This is a genomic window from Paraburkholderia aromaticivorans (genome assembly GCF_012689525.1).
GTDB lineage: Bacteria > Pseudomonadota > Gammaproteobacteria > Burkholderiales > Burkholderiaceae > Paraburkholderia > Paraburkholderia aromaticivorans_A.
In genome coordinates this window covers 2,511,214-2,528,699 of record NZ_CP051516.1, presented here as the reverse complement: position 1 = coordinate 2,528,699, position 17,486 = coordinate 2,511,214, and the positions used below count along the sequence as shown (strand labels likewise).

Here is a 17,486-nt window from a genome sequence, read left to right as displayed (position 1 = left end):
CCCGTGAAATACAACCAGTTGCGCGCTTTAGTGGCGATTGCCCAGCACGGCAGCATCCGAGCTGCGGCCAAGACGGTGTGCCTGTCCCAGCCCGCGTTGACCAAAGCGATCCGCGAGTTCGAACAGGAATTGGGCGTGCCGCTCGTGACGCGCAGCGCGCGTGGCGCACAGCTCACGCAGTACGGTCAGGCCGTCTACGCGCGGGCGAAACTCATCCTCGCCGAGATGCAGCATGCGAAAGACGATGTGGTGATGCTGTCCGGTCAGGAGGGCGGCACGGTCTCGTGCGCGGTCACGCCGCTGGTGTCGTTGAAGTACCTGTCGCGCGCGATCCATACGTTCCGGCAGCGCATGCCGAAGACGCGGCTCTCGGTTCAGGAGGGTTTTCTGACCGCCGCCCTTGCGCGGCTGCGTGATGGCTCGTTGGATTTCGTCATTGCGATCGTCGATGAAAAGAAGCTCGCGCCGGAGTTCATGTTTCGTTCATTGCTCGACGGCGAACTGATTATCTCGGCGCGCAAGGGGCATCCGTTGGCGAACGCGCAGTCGATCGCGGATCTGGAGGGCGCTGACTGGATGCTGAACACGACACCCGAAAGCATCGGCCAGTCGTTGCAGGATTTTTTCGTGCAGCATGGGGCGACTGCGCCGCGCGTGGTAGTGGAGTGCAGCTCGTTCAGCGCGAGCTTTTCGCTGTCGGTCAACAGCAATCTTCTCTCGTGCTGCCCGAAGAGTTTTCTGGAGACCGACTGGATTCGCGAGCGCATCGTCTCGGTGCCGGTGCGTGAAGCGTTGCCGCGCGTGTCGGTGGGGATCATCTCGCGGCGCGACGCATTGAATACGTCGGCCTGCGATTATCTGATCGACTGTTTCGTCGAAGCTGTCGCGTCAGCGCCGCTTTTCCAGTTCGACACCGATCGCGCGGACGTGGTTTGAGCGATCCGCGTGCCGCCGCCATGGATCAATGCGATCCGACGCGTTTGATGCGATGGAAGTTGCGATCGAAGTAGATCAGCCCATCGCCATCGCTTCGCACGCTGATGCGTGTGGTCTTCACGAACATCACCGAGTGCGAACCGACTTCCTTCAGGTCGACGATCTCGCCTTGCAGGCTGGTCAGCGCATCTCGCAAGACCGGTACGCCGTGTGAGCCTTCATCCCAGATCGGCCAGCCGAAGCGTTCTTCCATCGGCACCTGGGTCATGCCCGCGAAGTGGCGTGCGAGCAGTTCGTGCTCGCCAGGCAGCACGTTGACACAAACATGCCGGTTGCTCTGGAAGGTCGCGTGCATCGCGCTCGACCGGTTCAGGCAGACGAGCAGCGTAGGCGGCGTATCGGTGACGGAGCACACGGCGCTCGCGGTCACGCCGCAACGTCCATGCGGGCCGGCTGTCGTGATGACGTTCACAGCGGCGCTGAGGTGCGCCATGGCTTGACGGAATTGCTGTTTGACGTCGATGTGAGCTTCGGCGTCGGGAGTCGCGTGTTGGGTCGGCGTCATCGTTTGGATTCCTCGGGCAAGTGTCGAGCGATTGGATTCAAGCGTACTCAATCGCCGTGCAGAAAAAAATCCGCGCGAGCGGTGAGCGGACAGGCGTGTTTCCCAGTCCGCCTAAAGCTTTCCCCAATAGGTCGCCGAGCGCCGGGCATACGGACGCGGTTAATCGCCGTTTCAGGGTAACTATCGCTTTGCAGCGCTTTTTCCGCTGGTTATGATGGACCCGCTATGACGCTTCGAATCGCATCTAAAACGACCACCATGTCCCAGCCTTCGCCGTCCGCCGCGCCCCTCGCACCGATCGTCTACATCGTCGACGACGACAGCGGCATGCGCACGTCGCTCGCCTGGCTGCTCGAATCGGTTGGCGTGAAGTCGGCGGGTTTCGCCAATGCGAGAGAGTTTCTCGGCGCATTCAATGCGGACGTGCCAGCCTGTCTCGTGCTCGACGTGCGGATGCCGGAGCAAAGCGGCTTCGACGTGCAAGCGGAATTGAATCGCCAGGGCGTCACGTTGCCGATCATTTTTGTCAGCGGCCACGGCGATATTCCGATGTCGGTGCGTGCGTTGCAAAACGGCGCGATCGATTTTGTCGAGAAACCGTATAACTCGCAGCAAATGCTCGACCGCGTGCAAAGCGCGTTGAAGCTCGCGGCGCTTCGTCATGCGGCCGGCCAGAAGCACCGCGAACTGCGCAAACGAATCGAGTCGCTGACCGCGCGTGAAAAAGAAGTGCTGCGCGGCGTGATCGACGGCAAAGGCAGCAAGCGCATTGCCAGCGATTTGTCGATCAGCGTGAAGACCGTCGACGTGCATCGCGCGAGCATCAAGGACAAGCTCGGCGCAGCCTCGATCGCGATGCTGGTACGCGAGGTGATGGCGGTGTGGGATCAGGATGCAAACACGGGCGGCATGCAGCGTTGATGCATGCCGCTGTGGTGTTCCCGCGTATCCGCGTTCGCATCAGCGCATGAACAGTCCGCCGTTCACATCCCAGCACGCGCCGTTTGCGAAGTAGGCGTTTTCCGCTGCAAGCATCACGGCGACATCGGCGACATAATCCGCTGAGCCTAGACGTCCCGCCGGAATGTTCGCGATCACCGCCTTCAGTTTGTCAGGGGCGACGCTTTCATGCACGATCGGCAGATCCATCGGTCCAGGCGAAATGGCGTTCACGGTCACGCCCGCCGCGCCGAGATCGCGCGCGAAGACTTTGGTGAGCGTGATCACACCGCCTTTCGCGGCAGCATAGTGCGCGCCGGTGGCCGAGCCACCGTTTTGTCCCGCCAGCGACGCGATATTGACGATACGGCCCGCGCCCGCGTCGGCGAAATGCTGGCCGAACACCTGGCAGCCGAACAGCACGCTGCGCAAGTTGACGTTGATAACCTGATCGAATTGCTCAGCGGTAATCTCCATCACGGAGACGACTTTGGAGGCACCCGCGTTATTCACCAATGCGTCGATATGCCCCCAGCGTTGTAGTATCGCGTCGCGCGCCGCAGTGAAAGCGTCTTTCGCGGTGACGTCGAGATTCAGCGCGAACGCGGTGGAACCGTCGGCGCTCAGATCGCGCGCGAGCGCTTCTGCGGCATCGAATGCGATATCGCCGATGGCGACCGCGTAACCCCCTGCATGAAAGCGCGTGGCGATCGCGGCGCCCAAGCCGCGCGCGGCGCCGGTGACAAGAACGACTCTTTTCTGCATTTGCATCCACTCCACTTCGAAAAAACAGCCGCTGTTCGAGCGGCCCGAGGCATGGCTCAAGCGAATCAAGCCGCGAGGGCGGCTTCGAAACGCGCCGCGATCGCACACACCTGCTCATCCTGACCCTTGCGTCCGACGATCTGCATACCTGCCTTGAGCGGCGAGCCGTCGATCGGTAACGGCAAACTCAGCGCGGGATGGCCGCTCAGATTGAACGGCCGGATCAGCGACGACATCGCGATCACCGACGTGCCGCTGCGAGCTTCGTCGAGTGTGATCGGCAGGGCGGGCAAGGTGGGCAGAATCAGGACGTCGACGTTGTCCAAAGCGTGGTCGACTGCCGCGGTGAAGTCGCGGCGCACCTGTTCCGCCGCGTCGAGTTGCGCGGCGGTGGTGTTGGCCGCAGCGCGCAGGCGCGCGTCGAGATCCGCGCCGAGTTTGCCGCTTGCCACCAGATGGCCGAACGCGCGCGAAGTCTCGACGTTGATGACGGCGAGGCCCGCGTCGAAGGCGGCGGCGAGGCCGGCGAGCGGCAGCGTATGCGCGGCACAAGCTGCCTTGTCGGCCGCGCGTGTCACGGCTTCGAGGATCTCGGTCGCGGCCTCGGCCTGCACGATGCCGATCTTGCACGCGCCTTGCCATGCGCGCGCGGCGTTCGCGTCGAAGTTAGCGGTGATGGCCTGCATCGCGGCAACGAGCATGCGCATGTCACGGGCAAACGGGCCGACACAATCGAGCGTGGATTCTCGCGGCGCCACGCCGAGCCGCGACACGCGCCCGAAGGTGGGCTTCAAACCGATCACGCCGCAGCATGCGGCGGGTCCGCGAATCGAGCCGCCGGTGTCGGTGCCGAGCGCGGCGTCGGCGAGTTTCAGTCCGACCGCCGCCGCCGATCCGCTCGACGATCCGCCCGGAATGCGCGCAGCATCTTGCGGATTCTGCGGCGTGCCGGTGAAGTCGTTGATGCCGGTCATGCCGAACGCCAGTTCATGCATGTTTGCCTTGCCGACGATGTGCCAACCGGCCGCGAGCAAACGTTCGACAACTTCAGCATGCTGTTGCGCGGGCGGCGTATCGGCGAGCGCGCGGCTCGCGGCGGTGGTGGCGTAACCGGCGATATCGATCGTGTCTTTGATCGCGATACTTGGACCGGTGCCGCCTATCGACAGCGTCTGGATAAACTCGTTCATGGGTGCGGTTTCCTTGCATTGACCTGCCACGGTGCGTCGAACAGGCGCTCCGTGCGAAAGTGCGTGATGAGCCAGTCGCGGCCGTTATCGGCAGGCGCGAAATCCACTTCGAGGCGCGCCGAGATCAATTCGGCTGGCGCATCGACATAGCCCGAGGCCTGCAGCATGATCCAGCGGCCTTTCGCGCTCGCGCCCTGCACGTCGATGGTTTCCGACGTGAGGAAGTGCACGTTCACCGAGAAATGCGGTGAGGGCGGCAGGTAGCGCGTGAGCATCGCGAGAATTTCAGCGTGGCCCGCCAGGCGGCCGAACTTGTTGGCGTACAGTGAGCCGATGCCTTCCCAGATCGCATCGGCGGAGAAGAGGGCCGCGAGGGTTTCGCCTTCGAGCGCGCCCGACGGCACGTCGCATAGCGCCATATAGCGCGCCATCGTGCGGCGCACCGCTGATTCGGCTTCGAGCGCGGCGAGCCGTTCGGTCAACGTGGCAAGCGTATCCTGGTTGGCGTTCATTGCATTCCGCTCCGTTACGCTCAAGCGGCGTTGGCATGTTGCGGCGGCACTTGCAGCGCGCGTCCGACACGCGCTTCAATCTTGCCGTAGCGCCACAGGTTGTATTCGCCCACAGGCGTGGTGCGATACAGATTGCACACGGCGACAGTCGTGTCGAAATCGCGCACGTCCGCCATGATATAGAAGGTCCACGGCGAGTTGTCGGCATGGCCCACGGTGAGGCGGTCGTCGTCCATGATGCCGAGCACTTTGACGCCTTCCATCGACTCGATCGCGGCCAGCATCTTGCCGTAGGCCTGCCAGACTTCGCCGATTTGCTCGCGCGGCAGGTCGAAGAAATTCTGCGTGACGCCGCAGCAGAACAGAACACGCAGCGGCTGCGTTGAGGTATCGGACATGAGGTGTTGCTCCTTGCAATCGTAATCGTTCAGAGGGTGATCAATCGTAAAGTGGCTTACAGGTAGCCCGGAATCGGCGGTACGCCTACGAATACGGCACCGGCGCCGTCATAGTTGCCTTCGCCGAGAAACGCGTGCTGGGTCACGACCATCGAGTCACGCATCAGGCGTTGCAGCGGATGCGAGCGATAAATCGCCATCGTGCCACCGAGCCGGTAAGCGCGCTGCACGACGTCGGCGCCTTCGCGGGCGATCTGCGTCGCCGAGAGACGCAGCAGGCTCACCTGATCCGCTGTGACGGCATTGCCGGCGAGAATCGATTGCCAGACCTGGTTAGTGGTGTCGTAGAAGAATGCGCGGGCCGAGCGCAATTGCGCCTCGGCTTTTGCGAGTTCGATGCGGTAGTACGCGCGGTCGGCGAGTTGCGGCGCGCCGGTCGTGGTCTTGCGGCCGCCGGCCATATGGTTCGCGACATCGAGCGCGGCGCGCGCGAGGCCGAGGTTGACCACGGCGAGCACCTGCGCGGCATAAGCGATGGTCGGGTAGCGATACAGCGGTTCGTCCACGCAGGGTTCGCCGCCGCGCACGAAGGTCCAGTCGTCTGCAACGAACTGGTCGGAGACGCGCAGATCGTGACTGCCGGTGCCCTGCATGCCGACCACGTCCCAGTTCTCGACGATCTCCACCTGATGCGGACGGAACACGGCGGTGCGCGGTTTGCCGCCCGCGCCTGGAGCGCCCACGCCGATGCCTACACCGAGCCAGTCCGCGCCCTTGCAGCCGCTCGCGAATTTCCACGTGCCGTTCACGCGCCAGCCGCCTTCAGCGGGCTGTGCCGGCTGCACCGGGAAGAGTCCGCCCGCGAACACCTGGTCGGGGCCGTCGGCGTAGATTTCTGCTTGTGTATGCAAGGGCAGCGCCGCCAGGTAGACATTGGCCGAGCCGAAGCTCGCGACCCACGCCGCCGATCCATCCGCGACCGCGATGCGCTCGATCATGTCGAGAAACAGGGCCGGCGCCAGCGCGTCGCCACCGAAACGCCGTGGCGTGGCCGCGCGATACACACCCGCACGCTTGAGTTTGGCGATCACGTCGCGCGGCACATGCGAGAGGCGGTCGAACTCATCGCGGCGCGCGGCGATCTCGGCGATCACTTCGTCGAGCGGCAGGCGGGCGGTGTTCGACGTGCTCGATTGATCGGCAACAACGGCGGCGGTGTCGGACATGGTGGGGCTTCTCCTTGATTCGTTATTGACTTGAATTTGCGGCAAGTTGGACTCGAAACGATGAGCCGTGCAGCTTCAGACCAGTCTAGAAATGCAAAAAGAACGCTTCAATTGGGGCGCGGGGCGCAGTTTTAGGTAGTGCTCCGGGGTCGTCTAAAGAAATCTTCAGGCGCGTAACACGCGCACTGGTGTTATGTTTCTGCCCATACGTGATCGAACCTGTGTGCCGTACTGCCCGATGAATTTCCCCGCCGAAGAAGACTTCCACCGCCTGCTCGACGCGCTCACGCTGTGCGTGCTGCTGCACGACGCCGAAACCAAGGCGATCGTGTGGGCCAATCGCGCGGCCTGCGAGGCGCTCGGCTTTACGCTCGCCGAATTGTTGCCGCTCAAGGCGAAAGATATGACGCGTCCGGTGCCAAAGTACCGTCGCGAGATCGGCGTCGGCGCGATGGACCGGGCGATCACCGAAGGCCCGCAGGTGTACGAGTGGTGTTACCGCTCGCGCACCGGGGCCGACATGTTGTCCGAGGCAATTGCCACATACGTGCCGCTGCGCGAGCGCGCGGTGGTGATGGTGCAGTTCCGCGATATCAGCGTCGAAGACACGCTCAAGCAAACGCTGCGTCGTTACGAATCGCGGCTGCGCGAATTCATGCAGGATCTCGGCGAAGGCGTCGCGGTACTGACGCCCACGGGCGAAGTGGAGTTCGTCAGCGAATCTGGCCGGCGCGTGCTCGGCCTGGAAGAGGGCGCGCCGGTAGGAGACGTGCTCGACTATTGCAGCGAGCCGGACCGCGAGCGTCTGCTGGAACAGCTCGCGAGCGCGCCGCGGATTCAACCGTCGGCGCCGCAGCGTTATCACGTCACGCGCCGCGACGGCACGCCGGGCTGGTTGCGCATCACCTGCCGGCGCATCGAGATCGAGAACGACCTCAACGGTCGGCTGCTGCACTTTCGCGACGTGACGGACGAAGTCGCCATCGAAGAAGCGCGACGCAACGAAGCGCGTCTGCTTGAATACGCGGGACGCTACAACGCGATGGGGGAAATGGCGACTGCGATCGCTCATGAACTGAGCCAGCCGCTTGCCGCCGTGCGCAACTTCATCGAAGGCGCAATCCGGCGGCTCGCGCAACCCGCTTCGATCGACGACGCCGTATGGGGTTTGCGCAGCGCCGATCGTCAGGCTGAGCATGCGGCGTTGATCATCAAGAGTGTGCGCGATTACATCGTCAAGCGCGAGCCGAGCGAGACGCATGCGGATCTGCGCGAGGTGCTCGCGGACGTTGCGTACTTCATCGAATTGCGCGCGCGCGAGGCGGGCGTGACGCTCACGATCGAGCAGGCGCCGCAGCCGCTGCCGGTGTATGTCGAGCGCGTGTTGATCGGTCAGGTGGTGTTGAATCTGGCCTTCAACGCGATCGAAGCGCTGGGAGAAGGGGTAAACGAACGGGCAAACGAAAACGCGACGCCGCCGCGCCGCGAGCTTCGCCTCGTCACGCACTTGCGCGGCAAATACGCGATCGCCCAGGTCATCGACAACGGCCCAGGCGTTCCCGCCGATGCACACGGCCGGCTGTTCGACGGCTTCTCTTCGTCGAAGGCGGGCGGCAACGGCATTGGGCTCTCGCTGTGCAAGAACATCGTCACGCGACACGGCGGCGAGATCTGGGCGAAACCAGCGCAGCACGGCGGGCTCGAATGCAGCTTCTCGCTGCCACTCGTCGCCGCGCCGGCCGGTTGATTGCAACAGATCAATCATGCGTGGTGCTGGTGTTGCGGGGAATCGTCACGAGCGTGAGCGCGGTGATCACGCCAAAGCCGATCAGCATCAGCGCGACTGGCCACGGCGCGCGCACTTTCGCATACAACGCGGTGGCGACGAGCGGCGCGAGTCCGCCGGAAAAGACCGAAGCGATTTCGTGACCGAGCGCCATGCCCGAGTAACGCACTTCAGTGGGGAACAGTTCGCCCATCAACGCGGGTTGTGTGCCGATCATGGCCGCGTGGCAGAACGGCAGGCCGAGCACGAGCGACAGAAACACGAGCATTGGCTGATGCGTATCGATCAGCCAGAACGCGGGAAACGCGATCACCACCAGCCCGAGCGCGCCGATCATATACACCGGTCGCCGTCCGATCACATCCGATAGACGGCCCCACAACACGATCGTCACGAGTTCGAGCAACATGGCGACCATCACGCCGCCGAGCATCACCGAAACCGGCACGCCGATCGTCTTGCCATACACCAGCACGAACGAAAGAAAGATATACGTCCCGCCGTTTTCGGCGACGCGCAATCCCATCGCTTGCAAGACCTGCTTCGGATGATTGCGCAGCACCGTCAGCACAGGCATGTGCTTCGGTTTGGCGGCGGTGAAGTCGCGGCTCTCCGGCAAGCGCCGGCGAATGTACACGCCGACGCCGAAGATCAGCACGCTGGCCAGAAACGGCACGCGCCAGCCCCACGACATGAAGCTTTCGACCGGCAAGCGCTGCACCAGATAAAACGCGGCCGCCGACAACACGAAGCCACCCGCCACGCCCAACTGGCTGAACGCCGCATAGTAGCCGCGACGATTGGCCGGCGCGCTCTCGCTGATCAGCAGCACGCCGCCGCCCCATTCGCCGCCTGACGCGATGCCTTGTACGACCCGCAGACAGACGAGCGCGGCAGGCGCAAGAAAGCCGACTTGCGAGAACGTGGGCAGCAGGCCGATGCCGAAGGTGGCCACGCCCATCATCATCAGCGTGATGACGAGCGCGCGCTTGCGGCCGTGCCGGTCGCCGATATGGCCGAACACGATACCGCCCAGCGGCCGCGCGAGGAAACCGATCGCGAAGCCCGCGAAAGCGGCCAGCGTGCCAAGTAGCGGATCGCCGTGCATCGGGAAAAACAGCGGTCCGAAGATCAGCGCGGCGGCCGTGCCGTACAGAAAAAAGTCGTACCACTCGAGCGCATTGCCGAGCACGGAGGCGATGATGATCCGCCGCAAGGTCCGCGAGGTCGCCGGTGCTGCGGATACAAGTGGCGATCCGGCCGTGGGAGAAAACGTGTCGTTTTGCATCTGCGTGCCCGTTGGTTCGCGTTAGCTAAAAGGAAAGGCGCTAGCGCCCTAGTGATTTCGCAGTCTGGCCGCCGATGCCGAAATCGGTATTCGGAATGTCCTTGATCATCACGCGGGCGGCGGCAAGCGGCGTGTCGAGTACGTCCGCGCCGGTCTGGCTGAGCGCGGCGATCAGGGCTTCCTTCTGCGCGGGCGTGCGGCCCGCGATCAGGACCGCCACGATGGTCAGAAGCGGCGCTCGAACATTCGCGTTGCTCACGCCGCCCAAACCGAAATCGTGCGACGGCAATTCACTCAACAGAATCCGCACCGATTCAGCGGGCGCGCGGATTGCCGCTACGGTGGCCTTCGTAAGACCCGCGATCAATTGCGCCTTACGCGCCGGCGCCTGGCCTTCCGGCAAATAAACTTCTAATGTAGGCATCGCTGCGCTCGCGGTTTCAAAGGCTAGAAGATCAGAGCAGGAAGCCGATCGCGCTCAACGCTTCGGTCGAATCGATCAGGCGGATCACCTTCTGCACGATGCGCGGCTCGCCGCTCGCGAAACTGATGCGATGCGTGAGGTCCGCGGCGAACAGCGTCGACTTGCCGCGTTTGTACGCGACGATGACCTGCGCCGAATTCACGGTGACTTCATCGCTGGCGTCGCTCGTGAGCGTGAAGCGCGACACGGTGCGTACGGTGCGGGCGGCGTCGGAAGCCGAGGCCGAATAGCCGGACGTCATGCGTTGCACGCGTTTTTCGCGCATGTCCTGATCGTCGTACGCGTAGTTCAGCGTGGCGGCGAAGTCGGTGGTGTCGTGGTCGATCGGCACCACGTAGAAGCCCGTCGGGTCCCACAGCGTGAGCCACTCGCGATAGTCCTTGCGGTCCAAAAGTTCGGCTTCGCGCCAGATGAGTTCGATTGCGCCGGCGAATGTCTTTTGCGAAAACAGCGTGTTCCTGTCGTCCATCATGCTTGCTCCATCATCGTGCGCCATTGCGCGTACGCTTCGCGCATGCCGGTTTCGTCGGTGGCGTGCGCGGTCTTTTCGCCGTTCGGCGCGGTGCTTTCGCGATTCAAGCCACGGTTGACGAGAATCGGCAGATCGGGGCCGGCCTGCGAGCCGCGCTGCACGCGCTCCCACGCTTCGGCGTCGTCCGGGCTGCCGAAACCGAACGGGCCCTGGAAGTGTTCATGGATGCGCAGGCGTACGCGGTTCGCTTCCTCGGGGCCGCCGTCCATGGCGAGGGCGACGTGACGGATCTCGGTCTCGTTCGCGGAAATGGGCCGCAGTACGCGGAAAAATGCCATCGACAGCGCGAGGTTTGGAAACAGATTCAGGTTGAAGCCGACGCCCATCAGCGAGCGCACGATGCGGCGCACTTCCTCCGGCGTGTGATCCTTGGCGAGCGAGGCGGCAAGTTCTTCGAAGCGCTCGGGAATCGGCGCGCCGTCGTCCTTATCTAGATCGACGATTTCCGGCACCAGCACGGCGAGGCTGTGGCCGTTGCCGAGCGAGCGGCAGAAGGCTTGGTCGCTCGTCATGAAGCTCGTGATCGCGGCGGCGGTTTCGTCGTCGATCGATTTCATCCACGACTTGTGGACCACCGGAAAGTGATACAGGTCGGTGGTGTTTTCGAGCTGGATCTTCCAGTTGCCATTGAAGCGGAAACGATGCTCGCCGTTGGCCTTGATCGGATAGCCGGCGCCTTGCTTCATGAACAGATCGATCCACGGCTTGGCGCCGCCGAGGAAATCTTCCAGCGGCTCGATCTCCTGATTGAAGCTCGCGAAGATCAGGCCTTGATAAATGCCCACGCGCAGACTGGCGAGCGGCAGGTCGGTCTTGTCGATCACGCCTTCATAACCGTCGCCGTACGGCAGCGCGCGCAACGCGCCGTCGAGGCCGTAGGTCCAGCTGTGATACGGACACGTGAAGCCTTTCGCGTTGCCCTTGTGCTGTTCGCAGACGGTCGCGCCGCGATGACGGCAGCGGTTCTGCAGGACGTTGACCGCGCCGCTCTTGTCGCGCACCACGATCACCGGTTGACGGCCGATCGTGGTGGTGCGGAAGTCGCCTGGATTCGGCAGTTCGCTTTCGTGCGCGACCCAGATCCAGGTCTTGTAGAAAATGCGCTCGAGTTCCGCTTCGAAGACAGCCGGGTCGTAATACAGCGACGGGGCCACGCGGTCGGACTGCGCGCGCTGATACAGCGCGCTCGTGTCGACGGTCTGATATGAGGATTCGCTCATGGCTTGTGTAAGTGGGGTGGTCGATGAAGCAAAGTCTCGCCCAACCACTGATATGCGTCAAATTGATCTAAAATGAAATGTAAGATCAACCACATGGATATCTCGATGAACTCGCTGGACCACGTCGACCTCAATTTGCTGCGCGTTTTTCAGGCGATCGTCGAAGAACGCAGCCTGACTCGCGCGGGCGAGCGGCTGGCGCTGTCGCAGCCCGCTATCAGCTATTCGCTGGGGCGTTTGCGCACGCTGTTCGACGATCCGCTCTTCATCCGCACGCGCGCCGGCATGCAGCCCACGCCGATCGCGCTGGAACTGTCGACTATCGTGTCCCGCGCGCTCGACACCGTGCGCGAGGCGCTGCGTTACGCGGAGCATTTCGACCCGGCGGTGAGCACGCGCACGTTCCGGCTGTCACTGTCGGACGCGGGCGAATTGGCCTATCTGCCGCCGATTTGCGAGGCGTTGCACCGGCAGGCGCCGCGCGTGAGGCTGCGTATCGAGCCGCTGCCGGTCGAGGAAATGGAAGACGCACTGCGCGCGAGCCGGCTCGATTTCGCCATTGGCAATCTGCCCACGTTGACCGCGCGCACGCGGCATCAGGCGCTGTTCGAAGAGACGTATGTGTGTATGACGAGGAAGCGCCGCGGCTTGCCGCGCACGAAAGAACTGAGTTTGAAGGCGTTTCTGGATGCGTCGCACGTGCAGATCACGTCGGTCGAGCACAGCCACCACGCGCTCGACGACGAATTCCGCACGCAAGGCGTCGGGCGTCATATCGCGCTGGAACTACCGCATTTCGTGGCCTTGCCGAGCGTGCTGGCCGTCACGGATCTGTTCGCCACGCTACCTCGGCGTCTCGCGCACATTTTTAATCGCGACGGCGGTTTTCAGATTTACGAGTTGCCCGTGACCTTGCCGATCGCGGCGGTCACGATGCACTGGCACGAGCACTTCGATCAGGACGAGGGCAACGTGTGGCTGCGCAACCTGATGGCGGATATCGTAAGGCGCTTCGACGAGAAGTAAAAACGAGGCAAAGGCTCTCAGGTCTTTTTGAACAGGTCTCGCGCGATCGAACACAGCAACGTGGTGGTCGGCGATTCGTCCTGCAAACGGCGGCTCATGATGATCGGCGAAGCGACGTTGGCCGCCGGAATTGGCCGATACACTACGCCGTGCGCGCGCAAACCTTCCACGCTTTCCGGCACGAGACACACGCCCACTTGCGCCGCGACCAGACCTAAAGCGGTCTGCAATTCGCGCACTTCATGAATCGCCTTCGGCTCCAACGCATGATCGTGCATAGCCGATAGCTGCTGGTCGGCATAGCTCGGGCGCGGCGTGCTCGGGTAGACGATCAAGGTTTCCTGCGCGAGCGCCGCCAGCGTCAGCGGCTTCTTCTGCCGGGCTAGCGGATGGTCTTGCGGCAAGGCGGCGATCATTCTTTCTTCCAGAAGAACTTCACGCGCGAGCTGCGCGTCGTCGAAACGCAGGCGGCCGAAGCCCACGTCGATACGGCCGCCCTTGAGCGCCGCGAGCTGTTCGATCGTAAACATTTCGATCAGCGACAGTTCGATATGCGGTGCAGCCTCGCGAAACGCGCGGATCACGGCGGGCAGTGCGCCATATAACGTCGACGGCACGAAGCCGATCACGACGCGCTCGGCCAGTTGTGCCAGGCGCCGCGTGAGCGGGGCGAGTTCGTCCGCTTCGTCGACGAGGCGTTTGGCCTGTGTATAGAAAATCCGCCCGGCTTCGGTCAGCCGCAGCGGCCGCGCGCCGCGCTCGAACAGCGCCAGGCCGACGCTTTCCTCGATCTGCTGGATCTGGCGGCTGAGCGGCGGCTGCGTCATGTGCAGGCGATGGGCGGCCCGCGTGATGTTCATTTCTTCGGCGACCGCGATGAAATAGCGGAGTTGGCGAAGTTCCATGCATACCCCTACGGTATGGAAGTAGTCGGAATCGGTGTTGGACTGCTTCGCGGGTTGTTTCTACTATTGGGGCTCCCGGTTAAGCAGTTCAGGAGGGCAACGAATGATAGCAACACCCGTGAAGATCGAGAGCGTGGAGACGATTCTCGTCGACGTACCGACGATCCGTCCGCACCGCCTCTCGGTCGCAACGATGAACTGCCAGACGCTCGTGCTGGTGCGCATCCGTTGCGCCGACGGGGTGGTCGGCGTGGGCGAGGGCACCACGATCGGTGGTCTCGCTTACGGCGAGGAAAGCCCGGAAAGTATCAAGGTCAATATCGACACCTATTTCGCGCCGTTGCTCAAAGGGTTGGACGCGACGCGTCCGGGCGCCGCGATGGCGAAACTGCGCGAACTGTTTCAGGGCAACCGCTTTGCGAAGTCCGCGCTGGAAACGGCGTTGTTCGATGCGCAGGCACAGCGCCTCGGCGTGCCGCTGTCGGAGTTGTTCGGCGGCCGTGTGCGCGAGTCCGTGGACGTGGCGTGGACGCTCGCGAGCGGCGACACGCAGCGCGATATCGACGAAGCCGAGCAGGTGTACGAGACGAAGCGTCATCGCGTGTTCAAGCTGAAGATCGGCACGCGCGCCGTGGCCGAGGACGTGGCGCATGTCGTCGCGATCCAGAAAGCCGTGGAAGGACGCGGCGAAGTGCGCGTCGACGTGAATCAGGCGTGGAGCGAATCGGACGCGATCTGGGCCGCGCGGCGTTTCGCCGAGGCGGGCGTGACGCTGATTGAGCAACCCATCGCCGCGGAAAACCGTGCGGGCCTCAAGCGCCTGACCGACCTCGCGCTGGTGCCGATCATGGCCGACGAAGCGCTGCACGGCCCGGCCGATGCGTTCGCCGTCGCCAGCGCGCGCGCCGCCGATGTGTTCGCCGTGAAGATCGCGCAATCGGGCGGACTCGTGGGCGCCGCGCACGTGGCGGCCATCGCGTCGGCCGCGAATATCGACCTGTACGGCGGCACGATGCTCGAAGGCGCGGTGGGCACGATCGCTTCCGCGCAACTCTTCAGCACCTTTGGCGAGTTGAAGTGGGGCACGGAACTGTTCGGCCCCTTGCTGCTGACCGAAGAGATTCTCACCGAACCGCTGCGCTACGAGAATTTCGCGCTGCAGCTGCCTCAAGGTCCGGGTCTTGGCATCTCGCTCGACTGGGACAAGATCGACCGCCTGCGGCGCGATACGCGCAAAGGCGCCAGCGTCACCACGAACTGAAGCATCGAAGCACTGAAGGCTCATCCGTTAGCCATCCAGAACATCAATCGAAGGAGATACCCCGTGAACAAACAAGCTATCGACGCGCTGCTCAATAAAATCAACGACAGCGCCACCAGCGAAGGCAATCCGCGCACCAAGCAGATCGTCAACCGGATCGTGCAGGATCTGTTCTATACGATCGAAGATCTCGACGTGCAGCCCGCCGAATTCTGGACCGCGCTGAATTATCTCGGCGACGCCGGCAAGAGCGGCGAACTCGGTCTGCTGGCCGCGGGCCTGGGTTTCGAGCATTTTCTCGATCTGCGTCTGGATGAAGCGGAGGCGAAGGCCGGTATCGAAGGCGGCACGCCGCGCACGATCGAAGGTCCGTTGTACGTGGCCGGCGCGCCGGTCTCCGACGGCCATGCGCGCCTGGACGACGGCACCGATCCGGGCCAGACGCTGATCATGCGCGGCCGTGTACTCGGCGAAGACGGCAAGCCGCTCGCGCATGCGCTCGTCGAAGTGTGGCACGCGAACCATCTCGGCAACTATTCGTACTTCGACAAATCGCAACCGGCCTTCAATCTGCGCCGCTCGATCCGTACCGACGCAGAAGGCAAATACAGCTTCCATAGCGTCGTGCCGGTCGGCTATAGCGTGCCGCCGCAAGGCCAGACGCAACTGTTGCTCGATCAACTCGGCCGTCACGGACATCGTCCGGCGCATATTCACTTCTTCGTTTCCGCGCCGGGGTTTCGCAAGCTGACCACGCAGATCAACATCGACGGCGATCCGTATCTGTGGGACGACTTCGCCTTCGCCACGCGCGACGGCCTCGTGCCGGCGGTCAAGCAGGCTGAGGGCGCCGAAGGCAAACCGTATGGCGTGGACGGCAATTTCGCGCTGATCGATTTCGACTTCACGCTGTTCAAGGAACGTGACGATCTGCCGGGCGCCGAAGTGGAGCGTCTGCGCGCCGAAGCCTGATGCCGCTTTCGCAGGGCTGACGCCGGGCGTTCCAGAGAAAACGCCCGGACGTATCGCACGAATCTGTCGGCCCTGGTTGCGCGGCGCGATTGGCCGGGCCGCCAGGGCTTTTTTGTCACCGATCAGAGAGGAGAGCAAGCATGCTGTTTCACGTTGAGATGACCGTCCGCCTGCCGGCCGATATGGATGCCGAACGTGCTGCGCGCCTGAAGGCCGATGAGAAAGCGATGTCGCAAAGGCTGCAACAGGAGGGCGTGTGGCGGCATCTGTGGCGCATTGCCGGCCGCTACGCGAATATCAGCGTGTTCGACGTGGAGAGCCCCGCGCATCTCCACGACGTGCTGAGCCAGTTGCCGCTGTTTCCGTACATGGATGTCGAAGTGCGCGCGCTGTGCCGGCATGCGTCGTCGATTCGCGACGACGACCGGTAAGAAGAGGCGCTTGTGAAAGGTGCTGCGAATGCAGCACCTTGTTGAGGCTTTATAGATCCAGCACCAGAACCGGCGACGCGGCGCGCGAGATGCAGCAGCAGATCACCTTGCCGCTCGCGCGTTCCGCTTTGCTCAGGCAATGGTCACGATGCTCGGGCGTCCCGCTCACCACGTCGACCATGCACGTGCCGCACACACCTTCGCCGCACGACGTATCTACTTCGATGCCGATCGACGCCAGCGCCGCGACGATAGTCGTGTTCTTGTCCACGCGCACGGTCGCGCCGCTGCTTGCGATCTGAACGTCGAAGGTATCTAGCGCGGCCGATTCGGCGCTCGTGGTCGAAGCCGGTTCAGCGGCAAAGCGTTCGAGATGAATCGCTTCAGACGCGAGACGCGTTTCGCCAACCGCCACCACACGTTCCATGAAAGGCGCCGGCCCGCAGGTATAAACGTGCGTGCCTTCGCGCGCATTCGCGAGACAATCGCCGAGCACCGCATCGAGCCCATCGCGTGCGACGCCGAAGTGGAGCTTCACATAATCACTGAACGGCGCGCGTGCGAGCAGCGGCAAAAACGCCGCGTGCTCCGCGCTGCGCGCGAAATAGTGCAACACGAAGCGTTGTTTCTGCTTGAGCAGACGGTACGCCATGCTCAGGAGCGGTGTCACACCGATACCCGCGGCAATCAGAATATGTTCTTCGGCGCCCGGCGCGAGCTGGAACAGATTGCGTGGCGCGCCGATGGTCAATTCGCTGCCGACCGTGACGTCGTCATGCAACGAACGCGAGCCGCCGCGTGACGTGTCTTCGCGCTTCACGGCGAACAGATGCGCGTCCCGGTGGTCCGGGTCGCCGCACAACGAATATTGCCGCGTGACGCCGGATGGGCCGGTCACGTCGATGTGCGCGCCAGGTTCGTAGTGATCGAACGGTTGCCCGTCCAGACGCGAGACGCTGAACGAGCGCACGCCATGGGCTTCGTCGCGGACGCTATCGACGCGCACATTAAAGGTGGTTCTTTCCATGATCTTGCCGGCAAAAAGGTGGC

At 63.3% G+C, this 17,486-nt stretch carries 19 protein-coding genes; 7 read left to right on the top strand and 12 right to left on the bottom strand.

All coding sequences use genetic code 11. The annotated features are described in order from the left end of the window. Window positions 1–3: 3 nt before the first annotated feature. Window positions 4–936 (top strand): LysR substrate-binding domain-containing protein, encoded by a 933-nt coding sequence (locus HF916_RS39475; RefSeq protein WP_168794137.1) that lies wholly within the window; start codon window positions 4–6, stop codon window positions 934–936. A 25-nt stretch (window positions 937–961) separates the two neighbouring features. Here HF916_RS39475 and hpaC read toward each other — a convergent pair whose 3' ends face one another. Continuing rightward, entirely contained in the window at window positions 962–1,501 is a 540-nt protein-coding gene (hpaC, locus tag HF916_RS39470) for a 4-hydroxyphenylacetate 3-monooxygenase, reductase component (protein WP_168794136.1), read from the bottom strand. Window positions 1,502–1,759: 258 nt separating this feature from the next. Between hpaC and HF916_RS39465 the strand changes: the two genes are divergently transcribed. Continuing rightward, a complete protein-coding gene (locus tag HF916_RS39465; protein WP_168794135.1) occupies window positions 1,760–2,422 on the top strand; it encodes a response regulator transcription factor in 663 nt (220 codons plus the stop codon). Between the two features lie 39 nt (window positions 2,423–2,461). Here HF916_RS39465 and HF916_RS39460 read toward each other — a convergent pair whose 3' ends face one another. The 5 genes from HF916_RS39460 to HF916_RS39440 form a co-directional block, all read right to left on the bottom strand. After that, window positions 2,462–3,205: an SDR family NAD(P)-dependent oxidoreductase gene (locus HF916_RS39460; RefSeq protein ID WP_168794134.1), complete on the bottom strand. Its 744-nt coding sequence runs from the start codon at window positions 3,203–3,205 to the stop codon at window positions 2,462–2,464. 65 nt (window positions 3,206–3,270) lie between these two features. Next, window positions 3,271–4,395 (bottom strand): amidase, encoded by a 1,125-nt coding sequence (locus HF916_RS39455; protein ID WP_168794133.1) that lies wholly within the window; start codon window positions 4,393–4,395, stop codon window positions 3,271–3,273. After that, a complete protein-coding gene (locus HF916_RS39450) occupies window positions 4,392–4,907 on the bottom strand; it encodes a nuclear transport factor 2 family protein (protein ID WP_168794132.1) in 516 nt (171 codons plus the stop codon). The genes HF916_RS39455 and HF916_RS39450 overlap by 4 nt, the downstream gene beginning before the upstream one ends. A 20-nt stretch (window positions 4,908–4,927) precedes the next feature. Then, window positions 4,928–5,305 carry a hypothetical protein gene (locus HF916_RS39445; protein ID WP_168794131.1) on the bottom strand — a complete coding sequence of 126 codons (378 nt, stop codon included), beginning with the start codon at window positions 5,303–5,305 and terminating at the stop codon, window positions 4,928–4,930. Between the two features lie 56 nt (window positions 5,306–5,361). Beyond that, on the bottom strand, window positions 5,362–6,531 hold the full coding sequence (locus tag HF916_RS39440; protein WP_240975696.1) for an acyl-CoA dehydrogenase family protein: 1,170 nt from the start codon (window positions 6,529–6,531) through the stop codon (window positions 5,362–5,364). Window positions 6,532–6,769: 238 nt separating this feature from the next. Here HF916_RS39440 and HF916_RS39435 point away from each other — a divergent pair, with 238 nt between their 5' ends. Continuing rightward, window positions 6,770–8,278, top strand: a complete 1,509-nt coding sequence (locus HF916_RS39435) for a PAS domain-containing sensor histidine kinase (RefSeq protein WP_168794129.1) — start codon at window positions 6,770–6,772, stop codon at window positions 8,276–8,278. A gap of 10 nt (window positions 8,279–8,288) precedes the next feature. Here the strand turns inward: HF916_RS39435 and HF916_RS39430 are convergent, their stop codons facing one another. Genes HF916_RS39430 through HF916_RS39415 form a run of 4 tightly spaced genes read right to left on the bottom strand, consistent with a single transcriptional unit; the run spans window position 8,289 to window position 11,841 of the window. Continuing rightward, window positions 8,289–9,605, bottom strand: a complete 1,317-nt coding sequence (locus tag HF916_RS39430) for an MFS transporter (protein WP_168794128.1) — start codon at window positions 9,603–9,605, stop codon at window positions 8,289–8,291. A 40-nt stretch (window positions 9,606–9,645) separates the two neighbouring features. Further along, the gene (locus tag HF916_RS39425) at window positions 9,646–10,029 is read right to left on the bottom strand and encodes a tautomerase family protein (protein WP_168794127.1); all 384 of its coding nucleotides are present in this window, start codon (window positions 10,027–10,029) and stop codon (window positions 9,646–9,648) included. Between the two features lie 31 nt (window positions 10,030–10,060). Continuing rightward, window positions 10,061–10,561, bottom strand: coding sequence for an aromatic-ring-hydroxylating dioxygenase subunit beta (locus tag HF916_RS39420; RefSeq protein ID WP_168794126.1), 501 nt, complete (start codon window positions 10,559–10,561; stop codon window positions 10,061–10,063). Continuing rightward, entirely contained in the window at window positions 10,558–11,841 is a 1,284-nt protein-coding gene (locus HF916_RS39415) for an aromatic ring-hydroxylating oxygenase subunit alpha (RefSeq protein WP_168794125.1), read from the bottom strand. The genes HF916_RS39420 and HF916_RS39415 overlap by 4 nt, the downstream gene beginning before the upstream one ends. A 105-nt stretch (window positions 11,842–11,946) precedes the next feature. Between HF916_RS39415 and HF916_RS39410 the strand changes: the two genes are divergently transcribed. Next, entirely contained in the window at window positions 11,947–12,867 is a 921-nt protein-coding gene (locus HF916_RS39410; protein WP_134455941.1) for a LysR family transcriptional regulator, read from the top strand. A 17-nt stretch (window positions 12,868–12,884) separates the two neighbouring features. On the opposite strand, the gene HF916_RS39405 is transcribed toward HF916_RS39410, so the two are convergent. After that, window positions 12,885–13,772: a LysR family transcriptional regulator gene (locus HF916_RS39405; RefSeq protein ID WP_168794124.1), complete on the bottom strand. Its 888-nt coding sequence runs from the start codon at window positions 13,770–13,772 to the stop codon at window positions 12,885–12,887. A gap of 103 nt (window positions 13,773–13,875) precedes the next feature. Between HF916_RS39405 and HF916_RS39400 the strand changes: the two genes are divergently transcribed. The 3 genes from HF916_RS39400 (at window position 13,876) to catC (ending at window position 16,436) form a co-directional block, all read left to right on the top strand. Further along, window positions 13,876–15,033, top strand: coding sequence for a muconate/chloromuconate family cycloisomerase (locus tag HF916_RS39400; protein ID WP_168794123.1), 1,158 nt, complete (start codon window positions 13,876–13,878; stop codon window positions 15,031–15,033). A gap of 63 nt (window positions 15,034–15,096) precedes the next feature. Continuing rightward, a complete protein-coding gene (catA, locus tag HF916_RS39395; protein WP_168794122.1) occupies window positions 15,097–16,005 on the top strand; it encodes a catechol 1,2-dioxygenase in 909 nt (302 codons plus the stop codon). Window positions 16,006–16,145: 140 nt separating this feature from the next. After that, on the top strand, window positions 16,146–16,436 hold the full coding sequence (catC, locus tag HF916_RS39390; protein WP_168794121.1) for a muconolactone Delta-isomerase: 291 nt from the start codon (window positions 16,146–16,148) through the stop codon (window positions 16,434–16,436). Between the two features lie 49 nt (window positions 16,437–16,485). Here the strand turns inward: catC and HF916_RS39385 are convergent, their stop codons facing one another. Continuing rightward, window positions 16,486–17,463, bottom strand: a complete 978-nt coding sequence (locus HF916_RS39385) for a PDR/VanB family oxidoreductase (RefSeq protein WP_168794120.1) — start codon at window positions 17,461–17,463, stop codon at window positions 16,486–16,488. Window positions 17,464–17,486 lie beyond the last annotated feature (23 nt).